Origin of the sequence: Bradyrhizobium sp. PRIMUS42 (assembly GCF_023006515.1) — a bacterium.
Classification (GTDB): Bacteria; Pseudomonadota; Alphaproteobacteria; order Rhizobiales; family Xanthobacteraceae; genus Bradyrhizobium.
The window spans coordinates 1-24180 of the sequence record NZ_JALBGZ010000030.1 but is presented as its reverse complement, the minus strand read 5'-3'; the positions used below and the strand labels follow the sequence as shown (position 1 = coordinate 24180).

General features: G+C 61.4%; 25 protein-coding genes. 3 read left to right on the top strand and 22 right to left on the bottom strand.

The window, feature by feature from the left end; translation table 11 throughout:
* From MOV75_RS05495 to MOV75_RS05480, 4 genes are all read right to left on the bottom strand, one after another.
* On the bottom strand, nucleotides 1-503 hold a 503-nt coding region (locus tag MOV75_RS05495; RefSeq protein ID WP_247005184.1), incomplete at its 3' end, for an MFS transporter.
* Between the two features lie 77 nt (nucleotides 504-580).
* Nucleotides 581-2269, bottom strand: coding sequence for an FAD-dependent oxidoreductase (locus MOV75_RS05490; protein WP_247005181.1), 1689 nt, complete (start codon nucleotides 2267-2269; stop codon nucleotides 581-583).
* Nucleotides 2270-2337: 68 nt separating this feature from the next.
* The gene (locus MOV75_RS05485) at nucleotides 2338-2805 is read right to left on the bottom strand and encodes a MarR family winged helix-turn-helix transcriptional regulator (protein WP_247005179.1); all 468 of its coding nucleotides are present in this window, start codon (nucleotides 2803-2805) and stop codon (nucleotides 2338-2340) included.
* Entirely contained in the window at nucleotides 2802-3779 is a 978-nt protein-coding gene (locus MOV75_RS05480; protein ID WP_247005169.1) for a LysR family transcriptional regulator, read from the bottom strand. The genes MOV75_RS05485 and MOV75_RS05480 overlap by 4 nt, the downstream gene beginning before the upstream one ends.
* A gap of 64 nt (nucleotides 3780-3843) precedes the next feature.
* Here MOV75_RS05480 and MOV75_RS05475 point away from each other — a divergent pair, with 64 nt between their 5' ends.
* Nucleotides 3844-4212, top strand: coding sequence for an SMP-30/gluconolactonase/LRE family protein (locus MOV75_RS05475; protein WP_258719583.1), 369 nt, complete (start codon nucleotides 3844-3846; stop codon nucleotides 4210-4212).
* A gap of 53 nt (nucleotides 4213-4265) precedes the next feature.
* Here MOV75_RS05475 and MOV75_RS05470 read toward each other — a convergent pair whose 3' ends face one another.
* From MOV75_RS05470 to MOV75_RS05450, 5 genes are all read right to left on the bottom strand, one after another.
* Nucleotides 4266-6149: a TRAP transporter large permease subunit gene (locus MOV75_RS05470; protein ID WP_247005188.1), complete on the bottom strand. Its 1884-nt coding sequence runs from the start codon at nucleotides 6147-6149 to the stop codon at nucleotides 4266-4268.
* 5 nt (nucleotides 6150-6154) lie between these two features.
* Nucleotides 6155-7180, bottom strand: a complete 1026-nt coding sequence (locus MOV75_RS05465) for a TRAP transporter substrate-binding protein (protein WP_247005165.1) — start codon at nucleotides 7178-7180, stop codon at nucleotides 6155-6157.
* Between the two features lie 193 nt (nucleotides 7181-7373).
* The gene (locus MOV75_RS05460) at nucleotides 7374-8384 is read right to left on the bottom strand and encodes a transketolase family protein (RefSeq protein WP_247005163.1); all 1011 of its coding nucleotides are present in this window, start codon (nucleotides 8382-8384) and stop codon (nucleotides 7374-7376) included.
* Nucleotides 8381-9232, bottom strand: coding sequence for a transketolase (locus MOV75_RS05455; protein WP_247005161.1), 852 nt, complete (start codon nucleotides 9230-9232; stop codon nucleotides 8381-8383). The genes MOV75_RS05460 and MOV75_RS05455 overlap by 4 nt, the downstream gene beginning before the upstream one ends.
* Nucleotides 9233-9255: 23 nt before the next feature.
* Nucleotides 9256-10005: an SDR family NAD(P)-dependent oxidoreductase gene (locus MOV75_RS05450; protein WP_247005159.1), complete on the bottom strand. Its 750-nt coding sequence runs from the start codon at nucleotides 10003-10005 to the stop codon at nucleotides 9256-9258.
* A 108-nt stretch (nucleotides 10006-10113) separates the two neighbouring features.
* Between MOV75_RS05450 and MOV75_RS05445 the strand changes: the two genes are divergently transcribed.
* Entirely contained in the window at nucleotides 10114-11007 is an 894-nt protein-coding gene (locus MOV75_RS05445) for a LysR substrate-binding domain-containing protein (RefSeq protein ID WP_247005156.1), read from the top strand.
* Between the two features lie 52 nt (nucleotides 11008-11059).
* Here the strand turns inward: MOV75_RS05445 and MOV75_RS05440 are convergent, their stop codons facing one another.
* The 10 genes from MOV75_RS05440 to MOV75_RS05395 form a co-directional block, all read right to left on the bottom strand.
* Nucleotides 11060-11872: an SDR family NAD(P)-dependent oxidoreductase gene (locus MOV75_RS05440; RefSeq protein WP_247005154.1), complete on the bottom strand. Its 813-nt coding sequence runs from the start codon at nucleotides 11870-11872 to the stop codon at nucleotides 11060-11062.
* Between the two features lie 39 nt (nucleotides 11873-11911).
* Nucleotides 11912-12478 (bottom strand): VOC family protein, encoded by a 567-nt coding sequence (locus MOV75_RS05435; protein WP_247005152.1) that lies wholly within the window; start codon nucleotides 12476-12478, stop codon nucleotides 11912-11914.
* 166 nt (nucleotides 12479-12644) lie between these two features.
* Nucleotides 12645-13367 (bottom strand): ABC transporter ATP-binding protein, encoded by a 723-nt coding sequence (locus MOV75_RS05430; RefSeq protein WP_247005150.1) that lies wholly within the window; start codon nucleotides 13365-13367, stop codon nucleotides 12645-12647.
* A complete protein-coding gene (locus MOV75_RS05425; RefSeq protein WP_247005186.1) occupies nucleotides 13364-14077 on the bottom strand; it encodes an ABC transporter ATP-binding protein in 714 nt (237 codons plus the stop codon). The genes MOV75_RS05430 and MOV75_RS05425 overlap by 4 nt, the downstream gene beginning before the upstream one ends.
* A complete protein-coding gene (locus MOV75_RS05420) occupies nucleotides 14077-15123 on the bottom strand; it encodes a branched-chain amino acid ABC transporter permease (protein WP_247005148.1) in 1047 nt (348 codons plus the stop codon). The genes MOV75_RS05425 and MOV75_RS05420 overlap by 1 nt, the downstream gene beginning before the upstream one ends.
* On the bottom strand, nucleotides 15116-15982 hold the full coding sequence (locus MOV75_RS05415; RefSeq protein WP_247005146.1) for a branched-chain amino acid ABC transporter permease: 867 nt from the start codon (nucleotides 15980-15982) through the stop codon (nucleotides 15116-15118). Before MOV75_RS05415 ends, MOV75_RS05420 begins: the two co-directional genes overlap by 8 nt.
* Nucleotides 15983-16000: 18 nt before the next feature.
* Nucleotides 16001-17308 carry an ABC transporter substrate-binding protein gene (locus tag MOV75_RS05410; RefSeq protein ID WP_247005144.1) on the bottom strand — a complete coding sequence of 436 codons (1308 nt, stop codon included), beginning with the start codon at nucleotides 17306-17308 and terminating at the stop codon, nucleotides 16001-16003.
* A 10-nt stretch (nucleotides 17309-17318) separates the two neighbouring features.
* A complete protein-coding gene (locus MOV75_RS05405) occupies nucleotides 17319-18134 on the bottom strand; it encodes an alpha/beta fold hydrolase (protein ID WP_247005142.1) in 816 nt (271 codons plus the stop codon).
* 58 nt (nucleotides 18135-18192) lie between these two features.
* A complete protein-coding gene (locus MOV75_RS05400; protein WP_247005140.1) occupies nucleotides 18193-18801 on the bottom strand; it encodes an NADPH-dependent FMN reductase in 609 nt (202 codons plus the stop codon).
* 67 nt (nucleotides 18802-18868) lie between these two features.
* A complete protein-coding gene (locus tag MOV75_RS05395) occupies nucleotides 18869-19909 on the bottom strand; it encodes an LLM class flavin-dependent oxidoreductase (RefSeq protein WP_247005138.1) in 1041 nt (346 codons plus the stop codon).
* A gap of 120 nt (nucleotides 19910-20029) precedes the next feature.
* Here MOV75_RS05395 and MOV75_RS05390 point away from each other — a divergent pair, with 120 nt between their 5' ends.
* Nucleotides 20030-20971, top strand: a complete 942-nt coding sequence (locus MOV75_RS05390; RefSeq protein ID WP_247005136.1) for a LysR family transcriptional regulator — start codon at nucleotides 20030-20032, stop codon at nucleotides 20969-20971.
* A 261-nt stretch (nucleotides 20972-21232) separates the two neighbouring features.
* Here the strand turns inward: MOV75_RS05390 and MOV75_RS05385 are convergent, their stop codons facing one another.
* The 3 genes from MOV75_RS05385 to MOV75_RS05375 form a co-directional block, all read right to left on the bottom strand.
* Entirely contained in the window at nucleotides 21233-21604 is a 372-nt protein-coding gene (locus MOV75_RS05385) for a hypothetical protein (protein ID WP_369010441.1), read from the bottom strand.
* A gap of 103 nt (nucleotides 21605-21707) precedes the next feature.
* On the bottom strand, nucleotides 21708-22901 hold the full coding sequence (locus MOV75_RS05380) for an adenylate/guanylate cyclase domain-containing protein (protein ID WP_247005132.1): 1194 nt from the start codon (nucleotides 22899-22901) through the stop codon (nucleotides 21708-21710).
* Between the two features lie 564 nt (nucleotides 22902-23465).
* Nucleotides 23466-24047, bottom strand: a complete 582-nt coding sequence (locus MOV75_RS05375) for a GntR family transcriptional regulator (protein ID WP_247005130.1) — start codon at nucleotides 24045-24047, stop codon at nucleotides 23466-23468.
* Nucleotides 24048-24180 lie beyond the last annotated feature (133 nt).

The window sequence follows — 24180 nt, the reverse complement described above, 5'->3', positions numbered from 1 at the left end:
GAGAAGCCGCGGCGATTGCCGGGGGCCGTTTCGATCGCCATCAGGATCGCCGCGGTCGACTCGCCACCGAGCGCAAAGCCCTGAACGAAGCGCAGCACGACGAGCGCGACCGTCGCGCTCACACCGGCGCTGGCGTAGGTCGGCAGCAATCCGATCGACATGGTCGCAAGACCCATCATGAGCAGCGTGCACAACAGGACGGATTTGCGGCCCAGCCGATCGCCGAAATGGCCGAACACCAGCCCGCCGAGCGGGCGCGCCAGAAATCCGACGGCAAACGTCGCGAATACCGCGATGGTCGCCGTGAGCTGATCGAATTTCGGGAAGAACAGCTGATCGAACACCAGCGGCGCGATCAGGCCGTAGATGAAGAAATCATACCATTCGATCGCCGTGCCGATCGTGCCGGCAACCAGGATGCGCCGGCGGCTGCTCGCCGTCTGCTGGGCACCGACGGCGGTGGCCGCATGATCGTCGTAGTCCTCCAATGCCCCTGTCGTCACGATGTCCTCCTCCGGTGTATTGCTGTTTGTTGTTGGTGCCTACAGAGCCGCACCTTGTATGCGGCAGCAGGAATCAATCAGCTTGCCAAGCGCGCACCGTCGCTTGCGCGGTGTCCGAGCGCGCGGGCAAGCACACGGCCGATCATCCCGGCCTGGGATGCGCTGCCACGCCAAGCCACGATCTGATCCGGACGAACGAGCGCAAGGTCGGCTTCGTAGAGATCGCGCAAGGACACCGGCAGCGTGACGAGCTTCAAATCAACCCCGAGTGCGCGGACGGCATCAGTGACCGCGTCCTGGGCCGAGGCGACTCCGCCAAACTGAAGCAGCGTCCATTCGAATCCGAACAAATCGTACAAGGACACGTCGTCTTCCAGCCACGCATGCGGTGCGCGGCCGCCCGGGCAAGCGCTGGGAACATAGACGTTTGCAGCGTCTGGCGGCGGCTCACTGCCATCGGATACGATGATCGGCGAGCCGTCGTAGCGGCCGCCAAAGGTGACGCCGGGGATGTTGAATTCGGCACGCGCGTGCTGTTCGAGATAGATACCCGCCGCCCGCCGCGCCTCGCTGCCGGCGTCGGTATCATCTTCAATCTCCGGCGCGGGCGCGAAGAGACCAAGGGAATCGGCAAAGCGCCGCGCATAGTCGGTGTTGCGGAGCGCCACCGGACGCCGCTCGACCTCATAGCTGCCAAGCAGCGTCGCCGGGCTCACGCCCTTGACAACGCTTGCGAGTTTCCAGCCGAGATTGACCGCATCCTCGATCGCCGTGTTGTAGCCGAGCCCTCCGGTCGGCGTGAACAGATGCGCGGCGTCACCACCGAGGAACACCCTCCCCCGTTGCATCCCGTTCGCCACCAGCGCGTGACCGGCGGTCCAGGTCAGGAAGGACAGCACCTCGCACTCGATCGGCGTGCCGCAGGCGCGCTGGAACGCAGCCTTGGCCTCGTTGATCGTGATCGCACTCTCGTCTTCGCCGGGCCGAAGCTGCGTGTGAAACGCGAATTCGTCGCGCCCATTCACCGAGGCCATGAAGGCGCGGCGGTCACCGTTGAAGCAATTGTACATCCACGCCTTGGCATGCGGGATGCTTGCATAGAAGTCAGGCGAGCGGAGGTAGACGGCGAGCATCCGTCCGCCCATGAAATCGCGTTGCATCCCGGTCTCGCCGCCGTAGACGATCCCGAGCGACTGACGGACCAGCGAACGCGGCCCGTCGGCGCCCACCAGGAAGTCGGTCCGGACCGGAAAGTGGCTGCCATCATCGAGACATTCAATTTCGCCGACGATACCGTCATCGCCCTCGACGTATCTGACCAGCCGGTGACCATAGTTGAGCTTGATTCTAGGCAGCCGTTCGGCATGCCGGCGCAACACCGCCTCGACATATTTCTGCGAGACGCGATGTGGCAGTTCGGCGGCGCTCCAGGAGCCGGACAGCCCCTTGATCAGCTCGCCCGCACGCGACGACGACGGCAACGCAAACCGTGCCAGCTCATGGCCGCTATAGCGGGTGAAATATGCGACGTCGGTCGGATAATCGGCGGGCAAGCCTTCGCGTCTAATCTCATCCGCGAAGCCAAGCCGCCGATAATGCTCCATCGAACGGGCCTGCGTCGCGTTGGCCTGCGGATTGAACGCCGTTCCCGGCTTTTCATCGACCAGGATGGCCGACACGCCACGCCGACCAAGCTCATTGGCCAGCATCAACCCACAGGGCCCGCCGCCCACGATGAGCACCGAGGCCGTCAGACGTGTCTCCAAGGCGCTTCTCCCTCACCAGCACTGTCCTGCATGGTAAGGTCACCTGACTAGATCGTCAAGCTACCTGACTAATTCACGTCATCGAGTGGATCGAACGTCGCGCCATAGAGCGCCAACCCCTTCAGGATCGCGTCCATCGCGGCCCTGCCGAGTTCCGCGCGCATTTCCTGCTCGGCGATGTCGACCGCGTCACGGAACGCGTCGAGCCATTTGCGTCCGGCCGGCGTGAACATGACGATGCGGGCGCGTCGATCGGTCGGATCGGCAACGCGACCAACCAGTCCGAGCTCGGCGCATTGATCGACCAGCTCACCCATCGCCTGCTTGCTCATCGACGCGCGCCGGGCGAGCTCCGTGAGCCGTGTTCCGTCGACGTCGAGATTTCGGGTCAGGCCGACATGCGCGATGCGCGTTTCGTCGTGTCCTTTCTCGCTCATCAATTCGAGCACGCGCGCCTCAAAACGCCGCACCGCATTGTTGAGCAGGCGCCCGACATTGGCGTGTCGCCATGCCGTCCCGGATGACTTGGTTCTCAAGGAATCTGCTTTCGAATCGAGCGGCCAGAATTGGCAGCAGTGTGGGTCGCCTGCCGCGTTGCGTCCATCCAGATCCCCGCCAGCGAATGTTCGCGGATGTGGTTGACCAGGAAGTCGGAAAACACCCTGATCTTGGCCGGCAGCCTGACGCGGTTCTGGTAGGCGATGTTCATGGTGAGCAAAGGCAACTCCCAGTCCATCAGGATCGGCTCGAGTTGTCCGGCCAGAACGTCGCCCTGCACGATATACAGCGGCTGGATCAGGATGCCGAGGCCCGCGAGCGCGGCGCCGCGGATCACCTGGCCGTCATTGCTGTCTAGCGTCGGCGCAATGCGGACGGTTTGGACCGCGTTGCCTTTGCTGAGGCGGAGCGAATAGCGATCGTTGGCCAGGCTGTAGATCAGCATGTCGTGGCGGGCCAGATCGGCCGGTTGCTCGGGCCGTCCCTGTCTCGCGAGATAGGACGGCGCGGCCGCGAGCACGCGCCGCATCTGGCCGATGCGGCGCACGATGATGTTGGAGTCCGGCTCATGCTCCCTGGTGCGGATCGCGACGTCAATGCCCGCCTCGATGAAATCGGGATAGCGGTTGGCGGCGATGATCTGCACGGCGAGTTTTGGATACAGCGCGCGGAACGCCGGCAGCATCGGCGTCAGATAGATCATCGCAAACGACAGCGAGCTGGTGACGCGCAGCGTGCCCGTCGGCGACAGCGCACGATCCGAGACGGCGTCCTCTGCTTCGGCAAGCTCGTTCAGGATTGTGCCGCAACGCTGCAGGAGCTCGTGACCGACTTCGGTCAGCCATTGCCGGCGCGTGTTGCGCTCGATCAGCCGGACCGCGAGTCGCTCCTCCAGCGCGCTGAGGTGCCGGCTCGCCGCTGCGTTCGACATCCGCAACGTCTCGGCGGCCTTTGTGAGGCTGCCGAGCTCAGCCGTTTTCGAGAAAACCTCAAGCTGGAGAAGGCGATCCATCTTTACGAACGGTGGAAGAGAGACTCACATTACTTGATCTTTATTTTCGATTTTGCAAGGCAGAATGGCTTGCGAGATACCCCACGGGCGAGGAAATCCGCATTGCGGACCAACGTCAGCCGCCCCCGAACGCGTCGTTTTCGGCAATGTGCTGCAGCCCGATTCCAATCCTGACTTCAAGGGGCCCGATGGCATGGCCTTCGGCACCGACGGCCGGCTCTATTGCACGGTCTACAACCAGAAGAACGTCACGGTGCTGGACCCGCGGGGCGAAGTCGCCGATCGTCTGACCCTGGACGGACCACAGCCGACGAATTGTGCCTTCACGCTCGACGGCAAGAAGCTACGCGTCACTGAAGTCGGCAAGGGCCAGGTCGAAGAGATCGATATGCCCTGCGAAGGTCTGCCGCTGCATCTGCCGAAATTCGCCTGACGAGGAGCCTCGCGGTCTGTCCCGCGAGGCATCGCACATCATCGCCGCGGCCCCTAAAGAAAACCGGTCGATAGCCAGGGCACGGCAGCCACAATCAGTGTCCCGATCAGCAGGGCTATCATGTAGCCCACGATCGGTTTCATGCCTTCGTCCGGGTTGATGCGGCTGATGGCACAGGCCGCGTAGTAGCCGACCCCGAACGGCGGCGCGAACAGGCCAATGCCCATCGCGAGAACGACCACCATCGCATAGTGAACATCGTGCACCCCGACCTGCCGTGCGATCGGGAAAAGCAGCGGGCCGAACAGGACAATGGCCGGGATCCCTTCCAGCACGCTGCCCAGGATTACGAAAGTCACGATCGTCACGGCCAGGAAGACGGGCACCCCGCCCGGAAGGCTGGTCATGAACTTTGCGAGAGAGGCAGAAAATCCCGACTGTGTCAGCGCCCAGGCCATGCCCGTCGCCGCGCCGATGATGAGCAGAATTGCCCCGGACAGTGAGGCCGTCTCGACCAGCATCGGATAGATCCGGCGCCAGTCGAACTGCCGGTAGATGAAGAGACCAGCGCAGGCCGAATAGAGGATCCCGATGGTCGAGACCTCCGTTGCCGTCGCGACGCCCTCGACGACGGCGGTCCGGATCACGAATGGCAGCGCGATGGCCGGAATCGCGATCACGAGGGCGCGGCCGATTTCCCGCCCGGTCGCCCTTTTGACGTGGGACAGGTCCTCGCGGCGGTATCGCCACCACACGACGGCCGCGAGCATGACCGCGAGCACCACACCCGGGAGCAACCCGCCGGTGAACAGTGCCGAGATCGACACACCAGTCACCGAGCCGATCGTGATCAGAACCAGTGACGGGGGGATCGTTTCGGTCTGCGCCCCCGTCGCGGCCAGGAGCGCAACGAGATCGCCGGGCTTTGCCCCCCTCTGCCGCATCTCGGGAAACAACACCGGAGCCACCGCGGCCATGTCCGCCGCCTTGGAGCCGGAAATGCCCGAGACCAGATACATCGCTCCGACCAGTACGTAGTGCAATCCGCCGCGCACATGGCCCAGAAGGCTCGCCAGGAAGCCGACCATGGCGCGGGCCATGCCCGTCATCTCGATGAGAAGGCCGAGAAAGACGAAGAGAGGCACGGCGAGCAGGATCAGGTGGCTCATGCCCTCATCCATTCGTCCGATCATCACCACGTCGGGCGTGCTGGTTGTCAGGGCGAGATAGCCGACGGTGGCAAGGCCGAATGCGAACGCGATCGGCACGGCAGCAAAGACCATCGCGCCGACCACGAAGACGAAGAAGATCAGAAGATTCAGATTGCCGAGCGGCTTCAAGACCGGCGCCAGCAGAACGAACGTCCCGATGATGCCTGCGACGATGGCCAGGGAAGCCAGCAAGCTGCGCAGGCTCGCGATGCGAATGAGCCGAAGGAACGCTGCGATCAGCATCAGTCCGATCCCGATCGGTAGCGCTGCCGCACGCCAGCTGTTGACGATCTCGAGCGCCGGCGTCGTCACGAATACCTCGTCGGCGGCGAATTCATAGGCCGGCCAGACGACGAGCGCGAGGAATGCCAGCGATGCCGCGGCCGCCACGACATCCAGGAACGCGCGAACCTCCACCCTGAGAATCCCGACGATGGCGGTCATCCGCATATGTTCGCCGCGCTGGAATGCAATCACGGATCCAAACATGGCGAGCCAGAGGAAGAGGATGCCGGCAAGTTCGTCCGACCAGACGATCGGCGAACGGAACACGTATCTGGCTACGATGCCAGCGGATAGAACCGCAATCTCGGCCAGCACGAGTAACGCCGCCGGTACTGCGACGACGTGGCCGAGCACCGTATTCGCTTTCACTGTCCAACTGCGCGAGGCTGCTTGAGACTTGCCGGCCGCCATACTGGCATCGAGGTGCGGCGTATGGCTCATGTCGGTCATGATAGCTGTCCCGCGGCTTTTTCGAGTTGGGACCATGCCTCCTCGCCAAACTTGCCCTTCCAGTCAGCGTAGAAGCTGGTTTTGGACAAGGCCTGGCGGAAGGCGGCGCGATCGACTTCGATGAACTTGAGACCCTTGGCGGAGAGATCGCTTCGCAAGGATTGGCTGAGCTTTGCGATATCAGCCCGCTGATCGACCGCCGAGCGGTCGAGCTCGCGCGTCACGATCTCCTGCATGTCCTTGGGCAGGCGCTCGAAGGCGCGCTTGTTGCCGAGGATCCAGTAACCATCCCAGACGTGCCCGGTCAGGCTGCACGTGTTCTGCACTTCATAAAGTCGTGCGGTCGCGATGATCGGCAGCGGGTTCTCCTGCCCGTCGACCACCTTCGTCTGCAACGCGGAATAGACCTCGTTGAAATTGATTGGCGTCGGTCCGGCTCCGAGCGCCTTGAAGAGCGAGGTCAGCAGCGGGGCGGGCGGAACGCGGATCTGGAAATTCTTCAGATCGTCCGGCGTCCGCACCTCTCGACCGGACGAAGTCACCTGACGGAAGCCGTTATCCCAGGCCTTCGACACCGCCATGATCGGCGTCTTGGCAATCTGCGCCCGGATATAGGTGCCGAGGTCGCCGTCCATGGCCTTCCATACGCTGTCGTAGTCGGCAAATGCGAAGCCGGTGTTCACGATGCCCGCGCTCGGCACCAGGGTGGCAAGGATCGAGGACGATTGGTTGAAGAACTCGACGCCGCCACTGCGAACCTGGGTCATGAGCTCGGTATCGGAGCCGAGCTGGTTGGCCGGAAACAGCCTGATCTCAAGCCGGCCGCTGGTCGCTTCTTGAATACGACTGATCGCCTCCTGCGCTCGGATGTTCACCGGATGCGTCGGATCCTGTCCGGTTGCGAACTTGTAGACGAATTCGGCGGCGGAGGCCCGGCGGGTGAGAATCCCGCAGAGAGGCACGGCAGCGGCCGCTATCAACATCGAACGACGGCTGATACTTCCGGATTTCGATACAGTCATGTTGTCCTCCTGATCCTGCACTGACCTTGCTGCCTGCTGCATCAGCGTCTGCTGGCATGCAGTTTTTCAGGCTGATTTGGTTGCCGGCTCTCGACGCCGGCACTTGGGTGAGGGCCATCGCTCGCCGTCGCAACATGCGACGGGCGTAGCTCCTCACCAGGGTTTGGCTCGATTGACGCTTAGCGCCGGTTAGCTAAAGCCACTGCTTGATCTGTCTTGCGACCTCTGCGGTTGAAATCCCGTAGCGGTCGTGCAGCGTCGGAAGTGCACCGGCGTCAAGGAATTCGTCCGGCAATGCGATCTGTCGGAATGGCGGATGGACCCCTGAACGCATCAGAAGCGCGGCGACGGCCTCGCCGAGACCACCAATCGTCGTGTGATTCTCGGCTACGACGACAAGACGTCCGGGCTTGCCGGCTTCGCGCACAATCGTCTCGGCGTCGAGCGGCTTGATGGTTGGAACGTGCAGCACCGCAGCATCGACGCTGTCGTCCTTCAAGGTTTGCACGGCTTCGAGCGCGCGCATGGTCATGATGCCGGACGAGATGATCAGGGCGTCCCTCCCATCACGGATAAGCTTGGCCTTGCCGAGCTCGAACCTGTAATCATAATCGTCCAGCACCACAGGCACCTGCCCGCGCAGCAGGCGCATATAGACCGGTCCGTGATGCGCCGCGATGGCAGGCACCAGCTGCTCAATTTCGTGAGCATCGCAGGGATCGATGACCGTCATGTTCGGCATGGCGCGAAACAGCGCAAGGTCCTCCGCGGCCTGATGGCTCGGACCATAGCCGGAGGTCAACCCCGGCAACGCGCAGACGATCTTCACGTTGCGGTCTTCTTCCGCGATCGTCTGGTGAATGAAATCGTAAGCCCGCCGGGATGCGAATACGGCGTAAGTCGTCGCAAACGGCATGAAACCTTCGGCGGCCAGCCCCGAAGCGGCGCCGTACAGAAGCTGCTCTGCCATGCCCATCTGATAATAGCGGTCCGGAAACTCCTTCGCGAAGATGTGCATGTCGGTGTATTTGCCGAGATCGGCCGTCATGCCGACGACCTCCGGGCGGCGACGGGCGAGTTCAACAAGCGCGTGTCCAAAGGGCGCCGGCTTCGTCTTCTGCCCCTCGGCCGCGATCGAGGCGATCATGGCCGAGGTGGTCAGGCGCGGCTTGCCGGGTTGCGGTGCTGATCTCACGGTCTTCATGCCTGCCTCCCGGCTTCGAGCGCCGCAAGCGCGAGCTGCCACTCGTGCTGCTCCACGCGGATGAAATGGCTCTTCTCGCGCTGCTCCAGGAAGGGAACGCCCTTCCCCATCAGCGTGTCGGCCACGATCATCCGCGGCTTGGGCCCGGGGTTGGACTTGGCTGCGTCAAACGCCGCAACCACGGCATCGAGATTGTTGCCGTCGACACGTTGCACGAACCAGCCGAAGGCCTGGAGCTTCTCGACCAGAGGCTCGAACGCCATGACCTGCGTGGAAGGACCGTCGGCCTGCTGATTGTTGACATCCACGATGCCGATCAAATTGTCGAGCTTGTAATGACCTGCCGACTGAATCGCCTCCCAGACGGAGCCCTCGTCGAGCTCACCATCGGAGAACAAGGTATACACCCGTGCCTCGGATTTCTTGCGCTTGAGCCCGAGGCCCATGCCGACGGCGATGCTGAGTCCAAGTCCGAGCGAGCCGCCCGACATTTCCATTCCGGGCGTGTAGGACGCCATGCCTGACATTGGCAGGCGGCTTTCGTCGCTGCCATAGGTTTCGAGCTCTTCTTCGGGGACGATGCCAGCCTCGATCAAAGCTGCGTAGAGCGCGATGGCGTAGTGCCCGTTTGAGAGCAGGAAGCGGTCGCGCTCCTCCCAGGATGGATCTTCGGGCCGGTAGCGCATAGCGTGGAAATAGGCCACGGCGAGGACGTCGGAGATGTCCAGCGCCTGCGCGATATAGCCTTGGCCTTGAACTTCACCCATGCGCAGTGCATTGCGGCGAATGTTGTAGGCCCGGTCCGCGAGGGTAGGCGTATTGGTCATCGTCTTGGTAGAGGTTTCCATTGATCTGGACCTTGTCTGCCGCGTCAGTGGATGAGCATGCCGCCGTTGACGTCGATCACGGCACCCGTGACATAGGCGGAGAGATCAGAAGCCAGGAAGGTGTAGATGCCGGCGACGTCTTCTGCCATGCCGAGACGATTGAGCGGAATGCCTTCCAGGATTTTCGCCCTCATCTCATCGGTCAGCTTGCCTGACGTGATGTCGGTGCCGATCAGGCCGGGCGTAACGCAGTTGACACGAATGCCATCCGGGCCGAACTCCCGGGCCATCGCCTTAGCGAGACCAAGAACGCCGGCCTTGGCGGCAGAGTAGTGCGGGCCGCCGAAAATTCCGCCGCCGCGCTGGGCGGATACCGACGACATGCATGCGATCGACCCGGACTTCCGGGCGCGCATGTGTGGAATCACCGCTTGGGAGAGAAACAGGATGCCCTTGAGATTGACGTCCTGAATGCGATCCCAATCGGCCGGCGAGATGTCTAGGAACTTGACCGGCTGGGTGATGCCAGCATTGTTGATCAGGATGTTGATGCCCCCAAACGCTTCGACCACGCGGGCGACTGCCTGTTCGCAGGACGATTTGTCGGCGACGTCGCACCGAAGTCCGACGTGGGACTTTCCAAGCGAAGCCGCAGCATCCGCGGCAGCGCCGGCGTCAATATCCAGAATGGCGACCCGAGCGCCCTCGGTGGCGAACCGCCGTGCGGTGGCAAGCCCGATTCCGCGCGGCGAGGCCGCGCCCGAAATGATAGCCGTCTTACCGCTGAGCAGCATCAGTTCCTCCCGCAAACTTGTTCGTTCTTGGGATCAGGAATGACCCGCCGAGGTCCAATGGACAAGCGCACAGTTGTCATGGATCGATGAATCTGGTTCACTTGTCATATGCTGTCGAACGTTCCCATATCTGCAATTCGTGCCTTTGAAGCTGCGGCCCGCACGGGATCGTTCCGCGATGCGGCGAATGAGCTTCACCTGACGCCGAGCGCCGTCAGTCACGCCATTCGCAAATTGGAGGGCACGCTTCGGACCGTTCTGTTCGAGCGCAGCGCGCGGTCGGTACGCCTCACGCCGGCGGGCGAGAACCTGATGCGTCACACTGGAGCGGCCTTCGATCAGCTCCGCCGCGGCCTCGAGGAAGTCGCCGCGCGCGGACCGCAATTGGTGCGCGTCCACTCCGCGCCGAGCTTTGCGGCGCAATGGCTGGCGCCACGGCTTGCCCAGTTTCTCGCTGCTTATCCGAAGATCGAGGTTCGGCTGGCCGCAAGCACGGACTATGCACGCTTTAGCAATGATGATTTCGATATCGATATCGTCTACGGTCCGCCGCGCGCTGAGGGCGTCGAGGTCATCCCTCTCAAGGAAGAGACGGTCACACCTCTTTGCTCCCCCACGCTCGCAAAATCGATAGAGACTCCCGCCGATCTGCTCGATCAGACGCTCATCCGCTCCGACGTGAAGCGGGTTCAGTGGCATCAATGGTTCACCGCTAACGGATTGGAGGCCCCCGCGATCCACGGCATGAGGTTCGACCGTAGCTTTCTCGCGATTGCGACGGCCGCGGAGGGATTGGGCGTGGCATTAGAATCAACCCTTCTGGCCGAACGCGAGCTGGCGAGCGGACGATTGGTTGCTCCATTGATGGGACACGCAAATGATATCCGCTACGTCGGTCACCGCTTGATCTACCCACGCTCCAGTCGACAAAGGTCGGCGGTACGAGCTTTTGCAGATTGGATCGTGGCGCAACTCGGCGGCGAAACCAGCAGCGATCTTTGATGCAGGTGATCTCTCTCATGGATGCGCGGTCTTTACCCCGTCGTAGCTTCGGTCACGACGGCCCGATCACGCATGCACCACCATCGACGCGGATCTGGGTACCCGTCACGAAACTCGCAGCTGGCGATGCGAGAAAAAGCGCGATGCCTGCGATTTCGTTGGTTTCGGCGACGCGCCGTAACAGCGAATTACGGGCAAATAACGCCTGCACAGCCTCGCTCTGCATTGCACCATCACCGATGTTCGTGAGGAAATTGGCGGGCGCGATCGCATTGACCAGAATTCCGTGAGGCGCGAGCTCGCTCGCAACCTGCCTGACCATGTGGGCGACACCGGCTTTGCTCGCATGGTAGGCGGTCGAGACGAAGGACGCGTTCACGATGGCCGCTGCCGACGTGGTCGCAATGATCCGTCCGCCCTTGCCACGCGCCTTCATGATACGAGCCGCGGCGGCAAATGTGTTGCGAGCACCAGTGAGATTGACCGCCACCACTTGGTTCCATTCGGCGTCGGGACTTCCGTCGATGGTCCCGGTGGGATTCTCGTTTCCCGCTCCCTCTCCAAAACCGGGACCGCCCCCGATTCCGGCATTGGCGAACACGACATCGATGCCGTTCCGGCTTCGGTCGATTGCATCGAACACGCGCTCGACCGCCGCGCGATCGGTGACATCGAGTCTTTCGGCAGTCACGTCGCCTCCTACTTGCGGAGACGCCTTTTCCAGCGCGTCAGAATCGATGTCCGCTATCGTGACGCGCGCACCGTTCTCCGCAAGCGTCCGTGCAATGGCGAGACCAATGCCGGAAGCCCCGCCTGTCACCACAATCGATCGTCCGGTCACATCGAATAAGTCATGCAGTTTCATCGTGCCTGTCCTCGCAGAGTCCTGATTGCAGAAATTTACCTATCCCAGCAGCTCCGCGAACGCGCGGACCTGCCGTTCGCCTGTCCAGGATTCCGCTGCCTGCCGCAACGCGCCGGACAGCTTCTTCATCGCTTCATTGTCTTCGATCAGCTCGATGAATCCCACGCCAGCCATTCCGCCCTCGACGAACAGGACGTTCCCGCCGCCCGGTGCCTCCGCCTGAAATATGGCGGAACGGCCTGCTGCTTCGTAGGCCGAGGCCAGTTGCTTCACGTCGCGCCGGAACAGTCCTACATGGTGAAAGCCATATCCGCTCCGCGTCCTTGCCTCCTTGTATACGGAAGGGTTGTCGTCGAGTGTCTGGATGAGCTCGATCATCGTCGTGCCGGAAAGCGCTACCGCGATAGCGAACTCCGCGTCTGCCGGGCGGCCGCGGTAGGTCGCGCTCTCGCGCCCGATCCGTTCGATGACGAACCACGGTCCGATCCTTGTCTCCTCCGCCCACCAATCGATGGCTGCGCGCAGATCAGGGACGGAAAATGCAATCCGGGTGATCTCCCCTCCGACTTCCCCACCTGACCTTTCCGAATCCTTCGTCGTGTTCATCGGCTCTCCTGACATCCCTTGAAATTGTGCCGGCCGCCCGCTGCCGACACAATGCACATGATGCAAATCCCGCCGCGCCGCCGGCACGTCGATCCCGTTGCCGGAGCGCGCAGCTGGAGAAGAAGCAGGCCGGTCCCCTCGCCCTGAAACCACGCGCTGCCATGGATTAGCTATCTGCCCCGCTAAGATACGCGCGGTGCAGGATCGACGGATCCTCCTCGAGCTGCCTTGGAACACCCTCGAATACGACACTGCCCCGCACCAGGATGCTCGCCCTTGTCGAGATCGACAGGGCCAGCGATGTGAACTGTTCGATCAGTAGAATACCCACGCCCCTGGAGGCGACCTCCTTCAGGGTCTGCGCGAGACGGTGGGCGATCGCAGGCGCTAAACCCAGCGAGAGCTCATCTACGAGCAGGAAGGACGGACGGGATATCAGCGCCTGGGCGATGATAACCATCTGCTTCTGGCCACCCGACAAGTGCGCCCCTAATGCTTGCAGGCGCGTCTCGAGCTCGGGAAACAACTGCAACGCCGCTTCGATCTCGCGATCACGCACCTTTCGCGGCAAGTGCGCTCCGGCGACCCTGAAATGATCCAGCACCGACAACTCGCGGAACGTCTGATGGCCCTCCGGCGCAACGGCGATCCCTGACCTTCGGCGACGCTCCGCCGACCATCGTCCGACTTCCTTTTCGCAGAGCCTGATCGAACCTCGCTCATGAGCGAGCACTCCGGCAAGACTCATCACGAGCGTGGACTTTCCGGCACCATTCGCTCCGAGCAGAGCCAGGATTTCGCCCTCTGCCAATTTGAGGGACACGCCATGCAGGGTCCGGATGCCCGAACGTGAGACCACGAGGTCTTCGACAATCAGAGCTGCGCTCATGAAGCTCGCGCCTCGCCCAGATACGCCTTCAAAACCACGGGATCCCGCAGCACATTCGCCGTGTTTCCGAAGGCAATCCTCGACCCGAAATCGAGCACCAGGGTCTCGTTGCAGATCGCCGCGATCAGATCCGCATCGTGATCTATCAGGACGACACGCGCTCCAATTTGCCTTGGAATGGCGGCGATGACTTCACGCAGCTTGATCGCCTCGAGTTCGCTCAAGCCAGCGCCCGGTTCATCGAATAGAATCAGCTTCGGCGAGCCAATCAAGGTCTTGGCGATCTCTGTCATTCGGCGCGAGAAGTAGTCCAGCTTTCCGCCCCTGATGGAAGCCTGGCGCGACAGTCCGGTGAATTCCATCGCCATATCTACGGCCTTCCGCGCGTCGGAGCGCGACCCGCAGAGATTGTCGGCGACCGCGGCGATATTCTCCTCCAGCGTGAGGTCTTCCGCGACCAGCTCCTGCTGAAACGACCTTCGCAAGCCCGCAAAAACGCGCGCGCGTGGAGACTTTGACGAGAGATCGACGCCATCGAGATGGACGCCGCCCACACTCGGCGTCAAAAAGCCGGAGATGACGTTGAGCAACGTCGTCTTCCCGGCGCCATTGGGCCCGATAAGTCCGGTCACGGGAGCATTAACGTCGGCGTTGAGGCAGTTTAGCGCAACGATAGCCCCGAATTTCACGGTGAGGTCGCCGATCCGCATCACGACATGCCTCCTTCGCCGAGAATGCGCCGCCTGACCCAGGCATGCAGTTTGACCAGATCGCCAGCCACGCCATCGGTGCCCGCGGTGAGTGCCTGCAGCAGCAAAAGTCCCAGAAGGACCTGGGCGAGAAATCCATTCAATCCCAGCTTCGCAAGCGCCACCGATGGCACCTTCAGCAGAAATCCGCCGGCTATCGCCCCGATCGGGTTTGCCGCACCCGCAATGACGGCGATTGCGAACAGCATCAGCGAGCTGACCGCCGTGAACGAAGGTCCCTCCAGCGTTCCGGCGAGTCCGGCGAGTAGAGCCCCCGAGATGCCGGCAAAGACGCCTGCCAGCCCAAAGGCCCAGACCTTTGTCAGGAGGATATCTGCGCCGGCCATCGCCGCCATACGCTCGTCGCGCCGAATGAGCGCCCACGCGCGCGCCGGTCGATTCCGCTGATGCCATTCGACTGCCGCGAGCACGAACCCCAGCACCACGCTCACATAGATGAAATACGCGTGGTCCGACGTCGCGATCGCCGGACGATGCATCGAGAGACGAACGCTGGCGTCAGTTACCTTGGCGAAGAAGCCAGGACCGCCTTCGGGAAACCCGACGGCAACGATGACCACCTGGAAGGCTCCCGCCATCATCAGGGTCACGAGCGCAAGGTACACGCCACGCAACCGCAAGGCCGGCAGCCCCCACAGAATTCCCAGCATCGCCACGACCACGCCGCTGCAAATCATGGACAACTCAAATGGCCAGGCAAACGCCTGATCAAGCCGCATTGCGACCCACCCCCCGACGCCAACCAGCGCATACTGATTGAGTGCAATCATGCCGAGCCGTCCGTAGAGCAGCCCAACTCCAGCGATCGCTATCGCTGCGATCATCGACGAGGTGATGAGATCGAGCCAAAGGTTGTTGGCAAGAACAAGTGTCCCGGTCGCCAGCAGGATCAGCAGCGGGAGGTATGGCGCAATGACGAGACGGCCACGGGTCGACGCGCGAGACTCGTCAGTCGTCGACAGCTTCATCTCCTCGAGGTTACTCATGCGCCCGCGTTCCCCTGCCCAGCACTTGTGAGCCTGCAATGAAGAGGAGCGCAACGACATAGGGGAGCGCCGTCCGAAAGGGCGCGATGTTCGTGTTCACGGCGAGACCTGCCTCGCTCACCCCGAGCAGCAGCCCAGCCAGCAAGGTGCGAGGGAGCGACTTGAGCCCGCCAAACAGCGCAGTGGCCACGGCGGGAATGACGAGAAAGGTCAAGAAGCTGGGCTGCAGCCGGACAAGGTTGGCGAGAAATATTCCAGAAATGCCGGCCAGAATTCCTGAGATCGCCCATGCCGTAGTATCGGCGAGAAAGACCGGAACTCCTGACAGGACGCTGACCTGGCGACTGTCTGCCAGCGCCCGCATCCACAATCCAACGGGCGTCGCTACCATCAAAACCGATATCGACGCGGTCGCAAGAACCGCGGCCAGCAAGGCATACAGTCGGGTGTAGGTGACACGGACCCCCGCTATCACCAGGTACAATCGGTCGCTCGGCAGTTCAAACCGCCTTGGAATTTCACCCCACCAGAAGTTAACCAGACCGAGAACGACCAGGGCGAATCCCAGGGTCCCGATGGCGCGCACCGATGGATCGCGATGACTGAGCCGCGGCGCAACGGTTATGCCGTAAGCGACAGAACATGCCGTCGCGACCACGATTGACGCCGACCAACCCAGGAGCGGCGACCATCCGGTCTGGATGAGCTGCCACGCCGTCATCGCGCCCAATGCCGCCAGGGCACCGAAGGCAAAATTGACCACACCGGCGGCCCTGTAGAGCACAACGACACCGAGGCCTGACAAGGCGTAGACTGCGCCTTGCCCGAGACCAGCGACGAGAAATGGCAGCAGCGCCATCTTCCACCTCAGCCGTTATCAATGTTCGTCGACAAACAGTGTCTCTTTGCAGTCTTGCGCGACCTTCCATTCCTTCCCGGTGTTGACCAGGAACCAAAAACCCCGAACGTCCGCATGCCCCGCGGCTTTCGGATTCCTCACCATGAACGGAGTACAAAGCATCTGATCGGCGGCTCCGCTGGTTTGGAGCAATTCCCTGGCGAGGGAGGTGCGATCGATGGATTTCGGATCGAGCTTGCGAAGCGCCTCGGTCACGATCTTGGCTGAAAGATAGCCGGCCTGGGAGAACGTATCGCGCGGCACGCTAGTGTCCGTATACTTGTCCATCACGGCCTTCCAGGTCTTCGTATCGGCGTTTTCCGCGTCGGTCGGCCCGAGCTCCAATCCAACGGGGAAGCGGCCTGCCCAATACGGACCCAGCGCTTCCGGGATTTCGGGACTGTAGGATGCCGTGTCGCCGACGAATTTCATCGTCTTGGCCAGATCCTGCTGTTCGGCCGCATTGAGCACGGCGACAGCCAGGTTCTTGGGCATCGCAAAGAGAACCGCGTCGGCCTTGGTTTGCGCGAGCTGCAGAACGAACGACGTCGGATCTGCCGTCTGCGGATCGAAGGGCACGGAGATCACCTTCACGCCATTCGCCTTGCCCCACTCGGTGGCTCCGGACTCCACCCAATCATACCCCGGCACACGCATCAGCGAGAGCGCGATTAATTTCGCGCCGAGCTCATTCTTTGCGTAACTTGCAAGTGCGACCAATCCACGGCGCGGACCGCCATTGACCGACAGAATGTTCGGGTTGGTGAAGCACTCGCGTTGCGCGCTCATGCCGACCGAAACGACGCCCGCGTCCTTCAGCAGGTCGCCATATGCGGCACAACCCACCAGCGAAAAGCCGCCGGCGAAGGCCAGCACCTTCTTGTCGTTGATCAGGCCTGTGGCTTCCCGACGCGAGACCTCCGGCGACCACTGATCGTCCTCGGCGATATATTCGATAGGCCGCCCGGCGATTCCGCCGTGATCGTTGACACATGCAAAATAGGCCGCCGCGCCCCGCGTCGCGGCGCTGAAATCCGTCGGACCGGTCTTTCCGGCAATGCCGCCGAGCCGGATCGGCTCGCCGGTGGCTTTGCCGATCGAAGAACCGCAAAGCGGCTCCGCGATCGCACCGGTTGCAGCAAACACAGAAACTGTTGGCACCAGCAACAGGCGCATCAAGGTTCGGTAATTCATAGCAGTTCCCTCCGTGAGACGAGAAATTGTCGCTTTTCGCGAGCTTGATTGGATTTGAGTGAACTTACGACGGGCGAGCCGCGCGCCCGCCAAGGCGGCTCACCTAGTATGAGACCGCAGACGTGGCGCCCCCGCTCCTCCCGGATTGAATGAAATCGCCGATCACATCGATGCAGGAAGGGTCCTCCTGCATGGCGAAGTGTCCGACGCCGGGCACGATGAATACCTGCGCGTTCGGAATCGACTTCGCCCAGAGCTCGGCTTGTCCGGGCAGCACCAGCCGGTCCTTGTCGCCCCACACGATCAGTGTTTCGTTCGGAATGCGTCGCAGCCACCTGATGAGATTGGGGTGGCCCGGACCGCAGGCCTTCAAGATGTTCGTCAGCGCCGCGCCTTCCTTGTTCCTCGCTGCCTCGAATTCTTGCGGCGACGGAGCGAGCGCGCCTCCAGGGAAATATTGCGCGGCGATTTCGACACGATGGGCGAGATATCCCGGGAATTCCTCCGGCGGAATTGCCCGGGGATCCGGGCCCTGATGGTCCGGGTGGTTGAGGCCGGCAGGCGCGTTCAGCACCAGACGGCCGAAGCGCTCGCCAGCAAAGGCGGCCAGCTCGGCGGCCATCCAGCCTCCCATCGAGTGCCCGACCAGATGGGGCCGTTCTAAACCCAACGCATCGACCAGGTGCAGATTGTGGATGACGAGGTCCTGCATTCCACAGACATGCGGCGCGGTCCCGCTGTCTCCGAACCCAGGGTGGAACGGCAGGAAGATACGGAAATGCGCCGCCAGCGCACGCGCCCATTCCTGCCCCTCTATCGTAGCCGCGCCGTGGAGCGCGAACACAGGATCGCCCTCTCCGATGACTCGCACGACGGTTCTCACGCCGTCGATATCCAGAGTGATGGTCTCGAACTTCACGCCCCTCTCCTTTGCTCAATTGCGGTCTTCGCAGGAGAGCCACGCCGATGCATTGCCATCATTTGGCGTCTTCCATCACGGAGCTGCGCGCACTGGGAATCGATCGGTGACGCGCCTGTATGAACCCGACAACCTGACGTCCGACAGTTTCGAGCTGACCTCTGATCGCCGGATCGGTGCAGTTTCCCTCGCCGTCGAACAGCGGGACCGACGTGTTCAACATCGCGCCGAAAGGCGTCGGCCATCCCCTCAGTGAATGAGCGATCGTCCTGAGCACCGACAGGGTCTGACCAGCCGCCTGCCACCCGCCGGCACATGCGATGCAGCCCACGGCGATGCCGTCGAGATAAACGCGCGCGTCCGTGCGCAATTCCTCGGCATAGTCCAGCGCATTCTTGAGCAGGCCCGAGATCGAGCCGTGATAGGCCGGTGACGAGATGATGATGCCGCGGCAATCGCGAAGCGCCGCTAGAAGAGGGGAGGCCTGTTCGGACGGCCTCTCGCCAGGCATATACATCGGAAGAAGCAGCTCCGCACCGGAGAAAAGCAGCGTCCTTGCTCCTTCAGCTTCAGCGGCCTTCAGGCTGATGGCCAGAGCTCGCTCGGACGAAGACCCCCTGCGCGGGGTTCCTCCCAGACCAAGAATCAGCGGCTTCTTCTGGATCACGTTCCTCTCCGACCGGCAATTGCGCCGCTTGGCAAAATGGTTGCGACTTCATCGCCGGAAGACACGCTCAGCCGATGTTTGCCCGTCGCAGCTTGGGAATGACTTCTTCGCCGAAGAGGATAACGTTTTCATCGCGCCGGTCCGCCAGGCTCCGCCCCAGCATGGCAAGGAAGTGACCCGCTCCGCACCTGCGGCACTGATCGACGATCTGCTCAGCAACTTCATCCGGGCTTCCCGCGATGAATTCGTCAGCGTGCAGCGAAAAGCCGGAGCCTGCCTTCGGGGCATCGAGCAGGGCGGATTCCCGTGAGGCGACGCGGGGATCCGCGGCAATGACCTTCATTGTGGCAGCCTTGGCGGACTCAGCTTCGACCCGCGCTTCGGCCGAGTTGCGCGACACGGATACGTGGCGTCGTATTCCGAGCTGATCAGGGCCGGCCGAGACACCCAGCCGGGCAGCTTCATCGCGATAGGCGTCGAAAATCTCGGTGAAACGCCCGACCGATTCGAATCCGCTACAGATCTTGGACCGCCTTTGCGCCGACTTTCGCGCCGATGCCGTGCTCACCACGGTGGTCCACTTCGGCGGCGACGGCTGCACGAACGCGTTCGGCATCAAGGTGAGATTTTCGAACTGCCAGTGCTTCCCCTTGTGATTGATGACCGGATTCAGCAACGCGGCATCGAGGATTTCCAGGATCTCGTTGAAGCGCTCACGGGCCTCATCGCCGCTCAGGCCAATTCGCACGAGCTCCTGCGGAACACCCGCCGCCATGCCGATTTCAAGCCGGCCGTTTGTCAGGTGGTCCAGCATTATCAGCTCTTCAACGATGCGCCACGGCTCGTAGAAGGGCGCGACCATCCCCATCGTTCCCAGCCGGAGCCGGGTTGTATGACGAGCGATCGAGGCCAGCAGGAGATTCGGCGAAGGACTGTAGGACAGACCGAAATGGTGCTCGCTGAAGAAGATTCCTTCGAAGCCCAGCCTCTCCAACTGCAGCCAGGTCCTGAAACCCTCGTCAAAGACCGCGGACACGGTAGCGGGCGAGCGAACCGCAGGATCTAGGTCAGGGACCTGCATAAACTCGAAAATCCAGGGCTTGATCAAAACGCTTCTCCCCATGACGCTTGCTTTTGATTTCAACTCTTGGCTGACGTTTACACAGCCCGTCGAATACGTAAAATTGATTGTACCAATCTGTAATATTCACAAAATGGAAGTATGCCGATGCGGTTCGAAGGACTCGATCTGAATCTCTTGGTTGCTCTCGATGCAATTCTCGACGAGCGCAGCGTCAAAGGGGCCAGCCAGCGGTTGCACCTGAGCCAGCCGGCGATGAGCTCGGCGGTCAATAGATTGCGGCGCTACTTCAATGACGAGATCTATACGGTCTCGCAGCGCAAGCTGGTCCCCACTCCTCTCGCGCAATCCCTTGAAGGTCCAACCCGCGATATACTGCTGCGAATCCGCGCCAACCTGATCTCCACGCCGAAATTCGAGCCACAGCATTCCAAACGGCGCTTTCGGATGGTTGTTTCTGATTATGCGACAACGGTGTTGATGACGAGCGTGATGAGGCGCGTCTACGAGGCGGCACCGCATATTTCGATGGAGTTCCTACCGTTCAACGACCGGATTGGTGATCAGCTCCAGCGCGGCGACGTGGATCTGGTCATCCTCCCCGACACGATCCTGGTCGACGGCCATCCTCATCAGTCGTTGTTTGGAGATGAGTTTTGCTGTGTCGCATGGAGCGGCAATCGCAAGATCGGACGGTCGGTATCACTCAGCCGCTATCTCGAGCTTGGACACGTTACGGCACAATTCGGCCCCAGCCCGGGTTCGATTTCATTCGAAGAGGAGGCTCTGGAAAAACTAGGTTACAAACGTCGTGTGGAATTGATTGCGCCGAATTTCACGACGATGGCGATCATGTTGATCGGCACCGATCGTATCGCGACGATGCACTCTAGACTGGCTACCGTATTGACCCGGCACTTTCCGTTGAAGATTTTGCGTCCGCCAATTCGGATCTCCGGATTTCGAGAGTGCCTCCAATGGCCGGCATTATTTCATCTGGACCCTGCGCTTGCATGGTTGCGACAGATCATCACAGAGATCAGTTCGGAGATCGACCGAGCCCCTGCGAACAAAATGGGATTTGAATGAGCCTCGTCAAATGCTACCACCAGGGACGCGGACGCGATAAATCCGTTCAGCAATTCCGGTGTAGCGAGAATATGAGCGGTCAGCCGAAACCTTGAGGAGCCGATCTTCTGTGCCAGCAACGTTTTGGACCGGCCTGGTATGGAGCGAGGTCACACCTAGTCTTCACGAATTTGGCACGGGACGCCGCCGGGTCCCCGAGCTTGGTTTGCGGTTAACCTGACGCAGCAATGACAGGGCGGCTGCCGCGAGGCTCTCTGCATTCTAGCCGAATGAACGCCAAAGGGCGTCCATATCTCCAGCGATCGACCTGTGATCGCCGGCCAGCGCGACGTACCCGTCAGGCCGCGCCAGCAACAGTTTCCCTTGATAATCTGACAACGTGCGTTTGACATCCTCTCCGACAATCCGCGCAACTTCAATTTCCGTTTTCGCTCCCGCCTCGCTGCCATCCAGGCTAATGGCGATCTCTCGCCAGCGGTGCTGCCGGGCCAGAGGATGAATCATCAACGTGCGCAGCCACTGCACATCGACGCCAATGCCGACCAGTACGAACTTGCTCCTTGAAATCTCGTCGATGGATCGGGGCGTTCCGTCGCTCAAAGTCAATGTGGCGCGAGGAAATATTCGGCCCACAAGAGTCGCATTGCGCTTGCCGTGACGAACCAGATAGCCATTCTCCAGCCGTTCTCTCCGAAAAGGGAGATGCTTCGGCCCCCAAGGGAGTCCCACTCGACGATCAGTCTGTCGTAGACAGCACTAGCGGAAACTCCACACCGCGCAGTTCAAACGTGCCAAGCTGCCTGAAATCTGAACGGCAGCGCCTTGCAAACAAATCTGACAAGAGGAGATGAACGCCCAGTTGCCCGCAGAGGCCTTCTATACGCGATACTTCGTTCACAGCCCGCCCAATAGTTGTGAAATCCAGCCGCCGCGACGTCCCGACGTTGCCGTAGACCACCTCTCCAAAATGCAGCGCGATATCCAGGGGAAGTTGGGGCTCGCCCGAGTCCTTTCGGCGAGCATTCACGTTATCATTGCGTCGGATAGCCTCTCGCGCCACCCGGAGTGCCGCTTCGCATGCAGCGCATGGCTCCCCAGCGCTCGCTTCGGCCGGAAAAACCGCAAGCAAACCATCCCCTAGAAATTTGAGAATTTCGCCGTTGTTCTCGATCACCGGATCGCCGATCGCTTCGAAATGTTCATTCAGCCATCGCACGACATCCATCGGATCTTCGCGATCTGTCAATCTGGTAAAGCCTGACAAGTCTGCGAGCAGTATCGCCGCAGAGATGATCCTCCCTTGCCCACGGACAATCTCTCCGGCCATCACCCTCGCGCCACTCATGCTACCGAGATAGCTGTCGAGCATCTGGCCGGCCGTCAAAAATAGAACGAGGCGGTAGATCGCAAGACCGAGCACAGGAACCAGTCTACGAAAACTTGTCAGATCGGCTTCCTCAAAGCCTCCCGTACGATCAGTCGCGATTGAAATCGCAGCTCCGGTTATAGACGTCCCCGGAGAGAACTCGACCAGAAACATGGCGTAGTCAGTACCGCCTTCGAAGCAAAGATCTCGCAAACTCGGGTGAACGTCGCATCCTTCGCCCTTCGCAAGTTTCCAGCGTCCAAACTTGGCTGCTTTTGACTGCAGCGCGAAAATCGGGCTCTGCTGAAACCATTCATCAGTCTCAGCGCCGTGAGGAGCCGTTTCGAGTTCGATCGCGCTGTCTCGTCGCCAATGGAGCGTCGCGCCACGAAATTGCGGGTCGAGCGTCGGAATTGCGACACTGACGCGCCACAAGGGGACGTCACCACGAACGAATGTACTGCAGACACCGTCGAGTAAGTCTTCTGCTGAGTCGCTCGTCGTCGCGTGCTGAACTATCCAACCCGGAAGGTCGACGATCTGATCCGGAGTAGCAGGCTTCATCAAAACCCCTTATGGATTGAACCGGCCTCGGAGCGTAGCGGGCCATTGTGCCTACATTGCAGCGCTCAAAGACGCGAGCTTGGCTGAGGCTCTTCATGCCCGACGGGTCTACTGCATCCGGCGCTACCAGGAGACACCAATCCCGAAACGGAACTATCGTTTATGTTCGAGTTTGCAAGGTTGCCACCAGTCACGGCGCGGCGAAGGAAGCTTTCTGGCGGCCCCTTAGCCGGAACACCCATATCTTGTTTTCGGATCGCTGTGCGATCTTCGTTCCGTGCAACCTCGGACGAGGTGCACGTCTCTCCGCCTTTCTCGCTTGACCACTGACTTGCGCGCCGCCCTTCAGCATCCTGAAGGCATAACGCCGCCGAACCGGGACGCTGTATGGGGGCGCCGCGCGCACCCCGCCTGCGTTCCTACCAAGGATGTTGTGGTCTTCCACTTTTTTAGTGGAATCTTTCGAGAGGTGCGAGGACACCGCATCCCATGGAAGAAACAGTTGACGGCAGTTCGATCCTTCTCGGCGAGTAGCTACATCAGGAGGATCATCCTCGTCCGGCGTTACGATAGACCCAGCACTAGCGGACGCTGCAGATGTTTTGCCATCAACTTTGCTGCCTCTGCATAACGCCTCACCTCCAAAATTTCGAGCAAGCGCAAATGTTCGCTTATGTGCCGCCGCATTCCGTCACGATCGGTGAAACTGCGATAGGCAAAGAGGCGCCTGATCGAGTTTACGCGCTTGAGCGCTTCTACAAAAAAGGGATTGCCTGCCCCGCGAATGATCTCTTCATGGAACTCGCAGCCGGAGTGATAGATCTCGCCGATCGTCATCTTTTCAAACTCGCCGTCCAGGACGCGCTGTTGCCGTTCCCGCAACCTCACGATCACCTCCTGCGTTAGCCAATAACCGGGCTGCGCTATCGCTGCCGGCTCAATCACCACGCGGAATGCCATGGCCTGCGCCTGCGCGGCGGGGCTCGATACGGTCGCGGCAAAGCGCCAGCCATAGCCCGGCAGGCGTGCGATCCAGCCCTCGGCCGCGATGCGATCGAGCAGCCGCTGTAACTCGGCCCTGCTCAGATCATAGCGGCGCATCAACTCCGCTTCGGTGACATCGAGCGCCAGCCGGCTCGCGAGCACGTCGCCCGCGATGGTCGCATAGACCTGCTCGCCGCGCGATCCAACGCGCTTTCAACCTTCGGCATGTTGGGATCGCTGCTGCCGGCGAGGAGGCGCCGCGATCCCTTCATGTAATTGCTGATCGCGGCCAGCG